This is a genomic window from uncultured Intestinibacter sp. (assembly GCF_902468165.1).
Classification (GTDB): Bacteria; Bacillota; Clostridia; order Peptostreptococcales; family Peptostreptococcaceae; genus Intestinibacter.
Window position 1 is genome coordinate 52,894 of the sequence record NZ_CABQXJ010000001.1, and the last position, 15,610, is coordinate 68,503.

At 28.5% G+C, this 15,610-nt stretch carries 14 protein-coding genes; all 14 read left to right on the forward strand.

Annotated features, from left to right (window positions below):
• The first annotated feature begins 80 nt into the window (after positions 1 to 80).
• Positions 81 to 617: a prepilin peptidase gene (locus tag RDX53_RS00200; RefSeq protein WP_307993446.1), complete on the forward strand. Its 537-nt coding sequence runs from the start codon at positions 81 to 83 to the stop codon at positions 615 to 617.
• 13 nt (positions 618 to 630) lie between these two features.
• Positions 631 to 1,194 (forward strand): aminoacyl-tRNA hydrolase, encoded by a 564-nt coding sequence (gene pth / locus RDX53_RS00205; RefSeq protein WP_195930206.1) that lies wholly within the window; start codon positions 631 to 633, stop codon positions 1,192 to 1,194.
• 11 nt (positions 1,195 to 1,205) lie between these two features.
• Positions 1,206 to 4,601, forward strand: a complete 3,396-nt coding sequence (mfd, locus tag RDX53_RS00210) for a transcription-repair coupling factor (RefSeq protein WP_307993447.1) — start codon at positions 1,206 to 1,208, stop codon at positions 4,599 to 4,601.
• Between the two features lie 18 nt (positions 4,602 to 4,619).
• Positions 4,620 to 5,642, forward strand: coding sequence for a peptidylprolyl isomerase (locus RDX53_RS00215; RefSeq protein ID WP_295574729.1), 1,023 nt, complete (start codon positions 4,620 to 4,622; stop codon positions 5,640 to 5,642).
• Positions 5,643 to 5,967: 325 nt separating this feature from the next.
• Positions 5,968 to 6,507, forward strand: a complete 540-nt coding sequence (locus RDX53_RS00220) for a stage V sporulation T C-terminal domain-containing protein (RefSeq protein ID WP_195931679.1) — start codon at positions 5,968 to 5,970, stop codon at positions 6,505 to 6,507.
• A 266-nt stretch (positions 6,508 to 6,773) separates the two neighbouring features.
• A complete protein-coding gene (locus RDX53_RS00225; RefSeq protein WP_295574733.1) occupies positions 6,774 to 8,390 on the forward strand; it encodes a polysaccharide biosynthesis protein in 1,617 nt (538 codons plus the stop codon).
• 76 nt (positions 8,391 to 8,466) lie between these two features.
• On the forward strand, positions 8,467 to 9,915 hold the full coding sequence (mazG, locus tag RDX53_RS00230) for a nucleoside triphosphate pyrophosphohydrolase (protein ID WP_195931677.1): 1,449 nt from the start codon (positions 8,467 to 8,469) through the stop codon (positions 9,913 to 9,915).
• 81 nt (positions 9,916 to 9,996) lie between these two features.
• Complete coding sequence (locus RDX53_RS00235; RefSeq protein WP_007287615.1) at positions 9,997 to 10,278, forward strand: HU family DNA-binding protein; 282 nt, start codon at positions 9,997 to 9,999, stop codon at positions 10,276 to 10,278.
• A 201-nt stretch (positions 10,279 to 10,479) separates the two neighbouring features.
• On the forward strand, positions 10,480 to 10,722 hold the full coding sequence (locus tag RDX53_RS00240) for an RNA-binding S4 domain-containing protein (RefSeq protein WP_039906471.1): 243 nt from the start codon (positions 10,480 to 10,482) through the stop codon (positions 10,720 to 10,722).
• A gap of 57 nt (positions 10,723 to 10,779) precedes the next feature.
• Positions 10,780 to 11,034: a YabP/YqfC family sporulation protein gene (locus RDX53_RS00245; protein WP_295574743.1), complete on the forward strand. Its 255-nt coding sequence runs from the start codon at positions 10,780 to 10,782 to the stop codon at positions 11,032 to 11,034.
• Positions 11,035 to 11,529: a spore cortex biosynthesis protein YabQ gene (yabQ, locus tag RDX53_RS14095; protein ID WP_195931360.1), complete on the forward strand. Its 495-nt coding sequence runs from the start codon at positions 11,035 to 11,037 to the stop codon at positions 11,527 to 11,529.
• 1 nt (position 11,530) lies between these two features.
• A complete protein-coding gene (locus tag RDX53_RS00255) occupies positions 11,531 to 11,812 on the forward strand; it encodes a septum formation initiator family protein (protein ID WP_195931359.1) in 282 nt (93 codons plus the stop codon).
• Positions 11,813 to 11,960: 148 nt separating this feature from the next.
• Complete coding sequence (locus RDX53_RS00260) at positions 11,961 to 12,887, forward strand: Ppx/GppA phosphatase family protein (protein ID WP_307993449.1); 927 nt, start codon at positions 11,961 to 11,963, stop codon at positions 12,885 to 12,887.
• An 86-nt stretch (positions 12,888 to 12,973) separates the two neighbouring features.
• The gene (gene spoIIE / locus RDX53_RS00265) at positions 12,974 to 15,340 is read left to right on the forward strand and encodes a stage II sporulation protein E (protein ID WP_307993450.1); all 2,367 of its coding nucleotides are present in this window, start codon (positions 12,974 to 12,976) and stop codon (positions 15,338 to 15,340) included.
• Positions 15,341 to 15,610: the final 270 nt, after the last annotated feature.

Sequence of the window (15,610 nt, forward strand, 5' to 3'; positions counted from 1 at the left end):
TTATAATTTCTTATATAGAAAATAAATTAATATACTTAATATGCAAGGAAATGAAGTACTCTTTATCTAATAGTATAATAGTGTATTTAACAAGTATAATAACTTTACTGTTAATATATAATAAATATGATATAACTTTAAATTCTATAAGTTATTTACTATTAATCCCATTTATAGTTGTGATTTCTATAATAGATTTTCGAACAAGTTTTGTATACGATATAACAGTAGTTAGTGGTATAATAGTTCAGAGTATAATATTTATATTGGCTAGAATTTCTCATACAGAGTTATTAGACCATTTTATTGGTTTAATAATAGGTCTTCTATTGTCTTTTTTAATTTGTAAATTTACAAGGGCATTTGCAGAAGGCGATATAGGAGTTTATGGATTATGCTGTTTTGTATTAGGTGCAAAACACAGCTTTAATATATTCGCATTATCTTTTATTATAACTTCTTTATTTGGAATTTTAATAATCTTGAAGCAAAAGAAAGTGGACTTAAAGAGGAGAATACCTTTTACGCCATTTATTTCTATGGCTACAATTTTAATTATACTAACACAATATGATATAATAAAAATCTATTTTGAAATGATAAACAATGGTTTATAAGGAGGCGAAAATTTTGTATATAATAGTGGGATTAGGAAATCCAGGAGACAAATACGAAAAAACAAGACACAATGTTGGATTTAATGTTATAGATCTTTTGGCAAAGGAATATTCAATAGACGTAAGTAAATTAAAACATAAAGCATTGATAGGTGAAGGAAGAGTTGGAACTGAAAAAGTAATTTTAGTTAAACCTATGACGTATATGAATTTAAGTGGAGAATCAGTAGTAGATATATGCAATTACTATAACGTTGATTTAGAAAATGTAATAGTAATATATGATGATATCGACTTAGATGTAGGTAAAATTAGAATTAGAAAAAAAGGTAGTGGTGGAACTCATAATGGAATGAGATCTATAATTAAATGCCTAGGTTCTAATGAATTCCCAAGAGTAAGAGTTGGAATCTCAAAACCTAAAAATGGACAAGATTTAGCAGATTTTGTTTTATCTAGATTTGCAAAAGAAGATGAAAAATCACTTAATGAAAGTTTTGAAAATGCTGTAGCAGCAATTGATTGCGCTATTAGACAAGATCTAGATTTAGCAATGAATAGATATAATGTAAAATAAGGAGGGGCTATATGGAGGATGTTTTTGTATACCCTTTAAAAAACTCAAATGAGTATAATGAGATTATAAATACAATATGCAATAAAGAGGGATCATTACAACTAAATGGTCTCTTAGATATGCAAAAGCCACATATAACTTATTCTATATTTAAAGAACTAGCTAGACCTACTTTGTTTATTGCAAACAGTGATTTGGAGGCAAAGAAGGTCTACAATGAACTTTGTTTTTATACTAAGGATAAGGTGGAGTATTTAGGCAGTGATGAAATTTATTTTTATCACCTAGATGCAAAAGATAGAAATGAAGAAGCAAAGAAATTAAGAGTACTATTAAAACTGGCTAAAAAACAAAAAACAATCGTTGTTACATCTGTAGATGCAATATTAAGAAAGTATATACCTAAAAATGTTTTATTAGATAATATATATACTTATAAAATTGGAGATATTATCGATTTAGAGGAATTAAGTCAAAAATTAGTCAGACTGGGTTATGAAAGAGTCTCAAGAATAGAAGGGCTAGGTCAATTCAGTATTAGAGGTGGAATAATAGATATATATTCATTAGAATATACTAATCCTATTCGTATAGAGTTATTCGATGATGAAATCGATTCTATACGTACTTTTGATGTTTTTTCACAAAAATCAATAGAAAAAATTAAAAAAGTAGTGATCACACCATCGCGTGAATTTATATATCCAGAAGATACAACATCAGCAGTTGAAAAGATACAACTTGAAACAAATCAGTATACAGATGATGATGTGTTTAATAATATAGAAAATATTGCCCAAAAGACATACTTCCAAGGGGTAGAAAACTATATAGATTATTTATATGAAGAAAATAATAAAAGTATATTTAACTACTTACCAGACAACGCAATAGTAGTTATAAATGATATATCTAGGCTAAAAGAAAGATGTGAAAACTTTGTAAATGAGTTTAATGATAATTTTAATCTAAATCTTGAAAGAGGTTTAGCAATAAAAAATCAAGGTAATTTAATTTATTCATATGACGAGTTACCATTCTTATTAGAGAACAAGAATTTAATTATAAATTCTCTGTTACCAAAGCCAGTAAACGGATTTTCTGTTACTAATATTATTAATTTTGATTCTAGAGAAGTACCTTCTTACAACTCAAAATTAGATGTGCTAGTAGAAGATTTAAATAAACTTAGATATAACGGATACAAAGTTATACTAGCTGTAAATTCTACAGATAGATGTAAAAAGCTACATAAAGATTTATTTGACTTAGGTTTAGAAGTAGCTATATCAAAAAGCAGAAATATAGAATTAAAGTCATCACAAATAGTTATTGTTCCAGCCAATCTTAGCAAGGGATTTGAATATAAATCTATTAAATTCCAAGTAATAACTGATAGTGAAATAATAGGCGTAAATAAAAAAGTTTCTAAAAAATCTAAAAAGAAGAAAAATAAAAATGGACAAAAAATAGAATCATTTTTAGATTTAAAAATAGGAGACTATGTAGTTCATGAAAATAGCGGTATAGGTAGATATACAGGTATTGAACAGATATTAGTTAATGGAGTTAAGAAAGACTACCTAAAAATAATTTACCAAGGTGGAGATAATTTATATGTTCCTATAGACCAAATGGACAAAGTTCAAAAATATATAGGTGCAGATGCTCAAAAGGTTAAATTAAATAAGCTTGGAACAAATGAATGGACTAAAGCAAAGGCAAAAGTTCAACGTGAAATAGAAGATATGACTAAAGATTTAGTTGAACTTTATGCAAAAAGAGAAAAGGTAAAAGGATATAAATTCTCTAAAGATACAGTTTGGCAAAAAGAGTTTGAATCAATGTTTCCATATGAAGAAACTGAAGATCAGTTAAAAGCAATTAAAGAAACTAAAAAAGATATGGAATCATCAAAAGTAATGGATAGACTTGTCTGTGGAGATGTTGGGTATGGTAAAACAGAAGTTGCTATAAGGGCAGCATTTAAGGCTTGTATGGACCAAAAGCAAGTCGCTATATTAGTTCCAACAACTATATTAGCTCAACAACATTACAACACATTTAAACAGAGATTTGAAAACTATCCAATAAGAGTAGAAGTTTTAAGTAGATTCAAAACGGCTAAACAACAAAGAGAAATAATAAATGATGCTAGAAAAGGTTTAGTGGATATTCTTATCGGAACACATAGAATAGTATCTGATGATATAAACTTACCTAATCTAGGACTAGTAGTAATAGATGAGGAGCAAAGGTTTGGAGTTAGACACAAAGAATCGCTTAAAAAGATAAAAAATACTGTTGATGTACTTACATTATCAGCAACTCCTATTCCAAGAACGTTACATATGTCATTAAGTGGAATAAGAGATATGAGTGTAATTGAAGAGCCACCACAAGAAAGACATCCAGTTATAACTTATGTTGTAGAAGCAAAAGAAAGTATAATTCAAGATGAAATAGAAAGAGAAATCGCTAGAGGTGGACAAGTATTTTTCGTCTATAATCGAGTGGAACAGATTGAAGAGATGGCGAGTATGGTACAAAAATTAGTACCAGATGCTAGAGTAGCTGTTGCACATGGTAGAATGACATCTAAGGCACTTGAAAATATTATATTAGGATTTTTAAATAAAGAATATGATGTGTTAGTCTGTACAACAATAGTTGAAACAGGAATGGATATATCAAATGCAAATACAATGATTATATATGATGCAGACAAAATGGGGCTTGCTCAGCTTTATCAGTTAAGAGGTAGAGTAGGTAGAAGTTCTAGACAAGGTTATGCATATTTAATGTATGAAAAAGACAAAGTATTAAGTGAAATAGCAGAAAAAAGACTAAAAGCAATTAGGGAGTTTACAGAATTTGGTTCTGGGTTTAAAATAGCTATGAGGGACTTAGAAATAAGAGGTGCTGGAAATATCCTAGGAGCACAACAACATGGTCACATGGCAGTGATAGGTTATGATTTATATGTAAAAATGCTAAACGAGGCTATGAAGAAAGTAAAAGGCGAGGTAATAGAAGAACCTATAGATGTCGAAATTAACTTAGCTGTAAATGCATATATTCCTAATTCTTATATTTCAGAAGAGATTGATAAAATAGAAATGTATAAGAAAATAGCATCTATAGAAAATAAAGATGATATGGAAGAAGTTAAAGAAGAATTAGTAGATAGATTCTCAGATGTACCTAGATCAGTTCAAACTTTACTTTATATAGCATATATAAAATCTATGTGCAAAAAACTAAAGATAGAAAGAGTCACTCAAAATCAAAATGAAATTAGTTTAGTACCTTTAACAAGATACAAAACTAAAGAAAAGGTTGGCTACAAAATTGTAAATGAATTAGTAGATTTACTAGAAAAAATGTGTAAGCTAAACGAAAAATAATATGAAGAGGTGCATGATATGAAAAAAGTTATGGCGTTAGTACTATCATTTGTTTTAGGGATAAGCATGATAGGGTGTTCTGACAAGGCAGTTGCAACAGTAAATGGTGAAAAAATACCTGCTAAATATTTTGAAACTTATGTTAACTGGACTAAGTTAGTATATGAATCTAATTACGGATATACATCTTCAGTTTGGAAAACTGAAATGGAAGATACAGCAAGTTCTAGCGATTCAAAAAGTAAAAGTGATGAAAAACAAACTTATTGGGATGCTTTCAAATCTCAAATACTTGTATCAATGGAACAATCAGAAGTAGTATATCAAAAAGCTAAAGAAGTTAAAGTAACTCCAACAGATAAAGAAGTTCAAGAACAAGTAGATACTTTTAATGAAACTGTAAATAGCAATGATTCGACAAAAGAACAAGCTAAAAAAGCTGGTATAAATGATGAATTCTTAAAATATATTTTAACTAGAGAATTAGCATATAGTGCTTATAAAGAGTATTATAATAAAAATACAAAAGTAGATGAAAGTACTTTAAAGAAAGAATATGAAAAAAATAAAGAGTCATATGATACAGTAACTGCATCTCATATATTAATATCAACTCAAGATGATAGTGGAAATGAGTTATCTGATAAAGAAAAAGCTGCAGCTAAACAAAAAGCTGAAGAAGTACTTCAAAAAGCTAAATCAGGTGAAGACTTTGCTGAATTAGCTAAAGAATATTCAGATGATAGTGCAAATGCTTCATCTGGAGGTAATTTAGGCGATTTCACTGCTGGAGAAATGGTTGAAGAATTTAGCAATGCTGCATTTGCATTAGATAAAAATGAAATTTCAGACATAGTTGAAACTCAATATGGGTATCATATAATTAAAGTAACAGATAAAGCTACTACATTTAATAAAGCAAAAGACCGCGTTAAATCTGCTGTTTTATCTGAAAAATTTAATAAAGAAGTAACAAAATTATTTGAAGAAGCAAAAATAGAAGAAAAAGATGATGTTGTAAAATCTATTTCATACAAATAGATTTTACAAAAAATACAGTCAAAAAAATGGGGGAATAAATTGAAAAATTTGTTCCCCTTATTATTTTGAAAAAAAATAAAAATATAGTAAAAAATGGATATTATCTTAAAAAATAAGGGGATATGCCAAAAAAACGGTGTAAAAATTTATCGAATTTAAGCGAAAATAAAAAAATACATAAATTTTAAAATTATAAATATAATTAAAATAGAAAAAATTTTTGACAAAAAATAAATAATTATTATATAATTGTAACCGAAATTTGTATATTTTTCTTTTCAATGGCAAAAATACAATAAAAGAAATTAATGGAGGATTATCATAAATGAGAGCGACAGGTATAGTTAGAAGAATAGATGACTTAGGAAGAGTTGTTATTCCAAAAGAAATAAGAAAAACTTTAAGAATAAGAGAAGGGGATCCGCTAGAAATATTCACAGCTAAAGACGGAGAAGTTATATTAAAAAAATATTCTCCAATAGGTGAATTAAATGAATTCTCACAAGAATATGCTGAAACATTAGGTGAAACATTAGGATACGGAGTTGTTATAACAGATTTAGACTCTATAATATCTGTATCAAAATTACCTAAAAAAGATTACAAAGAAAAAAGTATAAGTAAAGAATTAGAACAATTAATAGAAAATAGAGAAACAAAAGAAATAAAAGACGAGAATAAAATACCTCTATACAAAGAAGATAGCAATTCATATAGTGAACAAATGATAATGCCTATAATAAGCGTATCTGGGGACTGTATAGGAAGTATAGTTATAGTTGCTAAAGAAAACGAAAAGTTACAAGAAGGAATCGACAAAATCCTTAAAGTAGCATGTAGTTTCTTAGGAAAGCAAGTTCAATAATTTATCAAGAGACCCTTTTTATAGGGTCTTTAATTTTTAGATATTCTGAAACGATTTATAAACAAAATCTTAAGACATTATTAAAAATGTGGAAAATATTGAATAAATCATTAGAAGTGTGATATATTAAAATTTATTACAAATGTTTATATACAAAGAATCGGAGTTTGTATATAAGCAGTCTTTGTATTTTAAAATGAAATGATATTATTTGAAATTTGAATGAATATAATTTCATATGTTTAATAAAATGGAGGTCATGTGTCATGGATAACAACAAAAATAAAGACTCCTTCTTAAAGGGAGCACTTATACTTGGTGCAGCAGGTGTTGTTGTTAAAATAATGGGGGCATTCTTTAGGATACCACTTGGGAACTTAATAGGTTCTACTGGTATGGGATATTACCAAGCTGTATACCCTGTTTATACATTATTTTTAACATTAGCAACAGCTGGGTTTCCGACTGCCTTAGCTAAATTAGTTTCAGAAAAAAGGGCTATTGGGGATTATGGCGGAGCTGCTAAGACGTTCAGAGTGGCATCAACTGTATTATTCCTTACAGGTCTTGTTTCATTCTGTATATTCTATTTTGGAGCTGATTTCATAGTTAATGGTATTATGAAAAATGAAGGTGCATTAGCAAGTATGAAGGCGATAGCGCCAGCACTTTTATTTGTACCGTTAATGTCTTCATTCAGAGGATATTTCCAAGGTAGAAGAGAAATGAGCAAAATTGCTATTTCTCAAATGGTAGAACAATTCTTCAGAGTTGTTTTAGGTATAGCAATCGCTTATTATTGGATGGTTAGTTTTGGACCAGAACAAGGAGCTGCTGGTGGTGTATTAGGAGCAGCAATAGGTGGATTTGCATCAATAGTATTTTTAATTTTAGCGTACTTAAGAACTTCAAAAGAGCGTCGTGCAGAACTTGAATTAAGTAAGAACTTTAGAGTTGAAAGTACAAAAACAGTATTAAAAAGAATTTTATATGTTGCAGTACCAATAACTATAGGTGCTTGTGTTATGCCTTTAGTTAATATGGTTGATAGTATAGTGGTTGTAAGAAGACTTCAAGAAACTGGATTTGATGTTGATACAGCAAACTCTTTATTAGGTCAATTAACAGGTATGGCTATGGCAACAGTTAACTTACCGGTATTTATAGATCAAGCTATAGGTATGAGTTTAGTTCCATCTATCTCAGAAGCTTATGCGTTAAATCAACGTGGAAGAGTTAAAAAAGAAGCTAGAAACGGAATTAAATTAATATTAATAATAGTATTACCATGTGCATTTGGATTAGCTGCATTAGCAACTCCAATAATGAGTTTATTATATCCAAGTGAAACAGGGGCAATAGGAAAAATGTTATTTGCTTGTGCGCCTTCTGCTATATTCTTAGGATTAATATATGCGCAAAACGGTATACTTCAAGGTATGGGTAAACCAATGGTACCAGTTATTGCATTAGCAATAGGTATGGTATTTAAAGTAATACTAAGTTATACATTAACAGGAATACCATCTATAAATATATTTGGTTCAGCTATAGGAACTTTAACAGCATATGCAGTTGCAGCGTTAATAGAGTTTTTATACATAAAGAAACACTTAAATATGAAATTCTCGAAAAAAGAATTTTTATTAAAACCATTATTAACAGTAATAACTATGTTTGTTGTTGTTAAAATGAGTTATGCATTAACATTCAAAATATTAGCTAGTAACACACTTTCAACTTTAATATCAATCATGATAGGTGGATTAGTATACGTTATAGTATTACTTGCTATCGGTGGTATGAGAAAAGAAGAAATATTACTAATGCCAAAAGGTGAAAAAATCTATAGAATGTTAAAAAAATTAAAGTTAATGAATTAGAATAGGAATAGATATTGAGATAAAGACAATAATTATAATGATATTGTTTTAAAGTGTAGTCATTAGGAGTGGTAAAATGGGTAAAATATCAATTGTAGGTTTAGGACCTGGAGATTATTCTTTAATAAGCCAAGGGGCCTTAGAATTATTACAATCATCTGATAGAATTTTTCTGAGAACAGAAAAGCATCCAACTGTGGATCAATTAAAACAACAAATAAACTATACAAGTTTAGATTACTTCTATGAAAAAGAAGAAAACTTTGAAAATGTATATTTTCACATATCAGAATTCATAATAGAAGAATCTAAAAAAGGAGATTTAGTGTATGCAGTTCCTGGACATCCAAGGGTCGCAGAAAAGACTGTAGGAATAATAGAAGATTTAGCTAAACAAAACAACATAGAAGTAGATGTAGTAGCCTCTATGAGCTTTGTAGACGCTATGTTCAACTATTTAGCAGTAGACCCAGCAGATGGATTTAGATTAATAGATGCTTTTGAACTTGAAAATTCGCCTATTGATCCAAGAACTAATACAATTATCACACAGGTATATGATGAGTTTATTGCATCAAACGTAAAGATTAAACTTATGGATTACTATGACGACGAACAAGAAGTATATATCGTAAATGGAGCTGGAATCAAAGGTCAAGAACAAAAGGTTTTAGTTAAATTATACGAAATTGACAGACATAGAGATTTATTTAACTACTTAACAAGTTTATACATACCTAAGTCTGCAACAAAAATGTATAATACTGTTTATGATTTACAATCAGTTATGAAAGTTTTAAGAAGTCCTGAGGGATGTGAGTGGGATAGAAAACAAACTCATGAAACATTAAAAAAATCTTTAATTGAAGAAGCTTACGAAGTAAATCAAGCAATAGACAACGACGATATAGACGAACTTATAGAAGAGCTAGGAGATGTATTATTACAAGTAATATTCCACTGTCAGATAGGGGAAGAAGATGGATACTTCAACTTAGGAGACGTTACAAGTGCAATATGTAAGAAATTAATACATAGACATCCGCATGTTTTTAAAAATCAAGAAATTGATATGAATGAGTTTGATAAAACATGGGAAGACCTTAAACGAGAAGAAAAAGGTGAAACAACTGTTACAGAAGGATTGGAAAGAATTCCTGCGTATTTACCAGCTTTAATGAAAGCCCAAAAAATTCAAAAAAAGGCGGCTTTAGTTGGATTTGATTGGGACGATATCGAAGATGTCCACAAAAAAGTTAAGGAAGAATATAAAGAACTACTTGACGAATGTAAATCTGGGAATATAAAATACATAAAGGAAGAGTTGGGAGACTTATTATTTTCAATAGTAAATTTAGCGAGATTTTTAAAGGTAGATCCAGAGGAGGCGCTTAACCTTACAAATGACAAATTTATCAAAAGATTTGACTTTGTAGAGCAGGGTGCTATAAAATTAAACAAAAGACTGGAAGATATGACACTAGAAGAAATGGACGAACTTTGGGAAAAGGCTAAATTTCAATAAATTTTAGAAGGAAATTTCTAGTACGTATAGAACTAAGAATTAATAAGTTTTATATGAGAAACAATTTAGGAGGTAAATATTGTGAATAAAGCTGAATTAGTATCAAGAATGGCAGAAAAAAGTGAATTAACAAAGAAAGAAGCTGAAATGGCATTAAACGCTTTAATGGAATCAATCCAAGAAGCATTAGTATCAGGAGATAAAGTTCAATTAGTTGGATTTGGGACTTTCGAAACTAGAGAAAGAGCTGCAAGAAAAGGTAGAAACCCAAGAAACCCACAACAAGAAATAGATATACCAGCTTCAAAAGCTCCAGTATTCAAAGCTGGAAAATCTCTTAAAGAAGCAATAAACGAAGCATAATATAAATTTAGGTATTTAAAATCTAAACATTAATAATATAGTATAGTAATTTTAAATAATTACTTTGCAAGAGATGAATAATATTTTTAAGATAAAAAGAACTAAGTAATTATAATGCTTAGTTCTTTTTTGCCTTTTTATAGTAATTTTAGATACTTATAAATACCAAATATTTTTACATACAATTAAGGAGGAAGTTTCATGAGATTAGATAAATACTTAAAAGTTTCAAGAATTATTAAACGTAGAACCGTAGCAAAAGATGCATGTGATAAAGGAATCGTTACAATAAACGGTAAAGTTGCAAAATCATCTTCGGAAGTTAAAATAGGGGATGTATTAGAAATAACTTTTGGTGAGAAAAAAATGAAGTTTAAAATAAGTGAGATAAAAGAGCACGTTTTAAAAGCTGATGCAAAGGAAATGTATGAAATAGTAGAATAATATTAAAAAATCCTCAGTATATTTATATTAATATATAAATAAATTTGAGGTGATAAAGTGGAACATAGTATAAGTTTAAAAGGTAGATCAGATTTGTTAATATCCGGAGTGGAACATATATATTCCTTTAGCGACAAAAGAGTAGAGATACAGACTTGTGAGGGTAAGATGGTTATAGATGGAGAGGGCTTAGATATGAATAAGTTAAATCTTGAAGAAAATATAATAAGTGTTCAAGGTACTATAAACTCCATCGTATATTCTAAATCTAAAAATCCGGAAGAAAGTTTTTTCAAAAAGGTATTTAAATAGATGAATTACTTTATACAAGATTTAAATGTATTTTATGCAACTATTTACGGTGGAATAGTAATAGGAATATTATTTGATATTAACAGGTCATTAAAAAATAACTTTAAATTTATTAAAAAGTTATCTTTTATATTTGATATACTGTTTTGGCTGATTATAACAGCTATAATTTTTATTGTTGTTAATACAATCAGTAAGTTTCAACTGAGATATTATCATTTTGTAGCACTAGTTGTTGGATTTGTTTTATATTACAACACTATAAGCAAGTTTATACTTAAGTTTAATAATATGGTTATAAATTTCATAAAGTCATTAATAAAGAAAATAATATTGACTTTAGTCGCAATATTGGAGAATTTGTATTACGTTATAGTCTATACAATCCATTTTTTATTTGATATCATATTTTACATACCAAACATCATTTTTACAATAAAGAAGAATATATCTAAAAAAACTTTGGTAAAAAAGAAGATGAAAAAGGGTGTGTAGTATGAACTTAAGAAAAAAGTTTTCGGGTCAATATATGTTGATATGTATGTTTGCATTTTTTATAATTTTTTCTCTAATAATAGGAGTTATAGTTCAATTGCAGAACATAAGAGACTATAAAGAACAAATAACTACACTAAAATATGAACTAGATGATACAGAAAAACAACTAAAAAGCGTTAAAAATAGTAAAGCTTATAAGAATGATGCAGAATTAGAAGATTTAGCACGAAATCAACTAGGAATGGTAAAACAAAACGAGATAATATATTTAGAAAAATAATTTAATATTAAAATAAGCAAATGGTGACTCTTTTTGGGTTGCCTTTTTTGTTTTATAATAAAAACTATATAAATAAACAAATTGATTTTTATGAAATAATTATCAAGGAAAATATAATTAAAGGTAATTATATAGTTAGGAGGATAAGATGAAAATAGGAACAATAGATATAGGCACAAATTCTATGAGATTATTAACTGCTGATTATCAAGATGGAAAAATAATAAATAGAAAAAAATATGTAAACACTACTAGAATAGGTCAAGGTGTAGACAATAATGGTTATATATCAAAAGAGGCGATTGATAGGAATATACAAGCTTTAAAAGAGTTTAAGGCTATATGTGATGAAGAAGGATGCGAATATGTTTGTTGCATGGGGACATCAGCATTAAGAGATAGCAAAAATTCTGATGAATTTATAGCATTAGCTAAAGAAGAAGCTGGGGTAGATGTTGAAGTAATCACAGGAGATAGAGAGTCTAACTTAGGATTTTTAGGAGTGTTAGAAGGCGTTGAAAAGGACGAACTTGAAGAAATATTAGTTATCGATATAGGTGGTGGCTCAACTGAGTTTATCGTTGGAGATAAAAATGGCGTTAATTTCTGCAAAAGTGAAAATATAGGTGCACTTAGATTAACAGAAAAGTTTTTAAAACATGAGATAGTTAGTGATGAGGGATTAAAACAAACTATCTCATTTATCGAGGACACAATAGAAGATACTATTAATAATATAAAAAGCAAAAATATAAAAAAATTAGTTGGGATAGGTGGCACAGTGACATCTGTATCAGCAATGAACCAACAATTAGAAGTCTATTCTATGGAAAAGGTGCATAATAGTAAAATATACAAAAAAGAATTAGACGAAATTCTACAAATGCTAAAAAATATGACACTAGAGGATAAAAAGAGACTAAAAGGGCTACAACCAAAAAGAGCAGATATTATAACAGCTGGTGTAGTAATTTTGGATATAATAATGGAAAAGCTTGAATTAAACGAAATAATTGTAAGTGAATACGATAATTTGGAAGGCTTAATGTGTCAAATAGCAAAAAAGATGTCTTAAAGTTTTTTGATTCTATGTACTGAAAATGACAAATTAATTTCTCCTTCTTTGCTACAATTTTATGTAAACAAAGGAGGAGATTTTTTATGGATAGAACAATGACCATTAAAAATAAGAGGTTGAGTACCAACAACTTAAAACTCTCGAAAATGTTTGATTCAAAGACTTTCATTTTCATGATAATTGGATTTTTATTAAGCAGATCAATCTTAATTGATGGAATTGCTCCATTAGGATTAGCTTTTTTCTTATATATATGTAAAGTAGACAAATATCGTATACCAGTTTATATTGCAACCCTAGCTGGAACCTTACTATCATTTAACGAAATGACGATAATAATTAAATATGCTGTATGCTTAACTTTAATATTGATTTTTAGTAAAAAAATTAAAGAAATTACAGCAATAATTAAATTAAGTTTAGTAGGTGTGTTCGTAATATTACCAGCATCAATAATATGTACATGCATCACTAAACCAGGATTATATAGTTTTATAATTGTAGGAATAGAAACAATGATCGTATTTACATCATCTTTTATATTTGCATATGGTGTAAAATTCTTAATATCAAATCAAAATAAAATGGCGATAAAAACAGAAGAAGTAATATCTATTAGTTTATTAGCTACTTTCAGCATAATGGGAGTAGGACAAACTGCTATATTGGGGATTTCGCTTAGAGCAGTTTTAGCAACAGTGTTTATATTGATATCAGCCGTTGTAGGAGGAGCAAGTGTAGGTTCATCTTGCGGAGTAATAGTTGGACTAGCTTTTATAATCAATAATGCAGTATCAGCAATATATATGGGAATATATGCATTTGCAGGATTAATCGGTGGCGCATTTAATAAAGTAAATAGATATTTATGTATTCTGGGGTATGTGTTGAGCTGGATAATTATATTTGCATATACTTCTGGAATAGAATCAAATATAAATTCAATAAGGGATATATTGATAGGAGCCTTGATTGTATCAGTTCTTCCAAAATCACTATTTTCAAGAGTTGAATCGGCTATAAAAATAAATATAAATACATCCCAATCAGTGAACAATTATATAATGAGAACTAAAAATTTAACAAATAGCAAATTAGAAAATATGCAAAGAGCTTATAATGAGCTTGCAAACACATTTGAAAAAATAAGACAAAAAGATGAAATCATAAATCAAAATGACATGGCAGAGTTAATTGACATGATTTATGCAGATGAGTGTACTTCTTGTAGTATGAAAAAAGTATGTTGGGAGGTGAGATTTAATAAAACATATACACTTATATACGATATGATTCAGAATTTAGAAGAAGGTCAGTTAAGTACAGAGGCGATACCAGAAGAATTTAGAAGATCTTGTATGAATCCAGAGCAAATTATGAAAATAGCTAATTATTATTATAAATTATTTGCTCTAAATTATGATTGGAGCATGAAGTTTGAAGAGGGTAGAAAGCTAATAGCGGACCAAATAAGAAATATCTCCAAATCAATAAAGGGATTATCTGAGGATATCGAAAATAGTGCTATGCTAGATTTAGTCAAAGAAAAAAACATACTAGAAGAATTAGAAAGACATAATATCATAGTTAATAAGATTAACTATTTAACAAAAGGAAAAGATGAATTTAAAATCACAATTGATAAAAATACATGTGCAAATGGGGGGTTATGCGATGAAAAGTTGATAAAAATAATATCAGATTATTTAGGAGAACAGTTATCGGCCCAAAAGTATGGTTGTAATATATACAAAGATACTTGTAAAATAGTTCTTACTAAAGCGGAGAAGTACACTGCTACAACCCAAGCAGTTTCATTATCTAGAGACGGACACGTATTGTGCGGAGACAATTATACATATATGGAGATTGATAATGGGCAATATATGATGGCCATATGTGATGGCATGGGAAAAGGGAAAAGAGCCTATGATGAATCTTCGACGACTATCGATATACTAGAGAAAATGATTGAAGCGAGAATTGATAATGAAATTGTAATTAAGACAATTAATAATATGCTTTTACTTAGCAATTCAGATGAGATTTTTTCAACATTAGATTTAGGCATTATAGATTTGAAACAGGGCAAATTAGAGACTGTTAAAATGGGTGCTTGTTCAACATATATCAAAAGAGCAAATAATGATATAGATTTTATATCATCATCATCACTACCTGTTGGAATTTTATCTGATATTAAACTAGATAGACATAATTATAAACTAAACGATGGAGATTACATTATCATGGTTTCTGATGGGATTATAGACGCAGGTAAAAATAATGATATCGGTGAAAACTGGTTAATTTACTTCCTGAAAAAATTAAATACTTATGATCCAAAAGAAATGATAGATAAGATAGTGGATAGGGCTTTAGAATTACAACTTGATAAAATTGAAGATGACATGACAGTTATGGTCACAAAAGTAAATAAGATAAAATAAATTCGATACGTAATCGATTAGGAGTATTGATAAAATTGAAAAAGATGAATTTAAACTCCAGTTATCTACAAAAAATGTGTACAACTTATAGGTAACTGTTAATAAATAGATGAAAAGTGTTGATAAATATGAAAAATATTCACAATTATACAATATATAACTAAATATAAAGCGGACTAAATAAGCCAAATATGAACAAGGAAAAGGTTTGTTGATATGTTGATAAGATTGTGGATAACTTGATTATAAACTGTATAAAACTTATAAAAA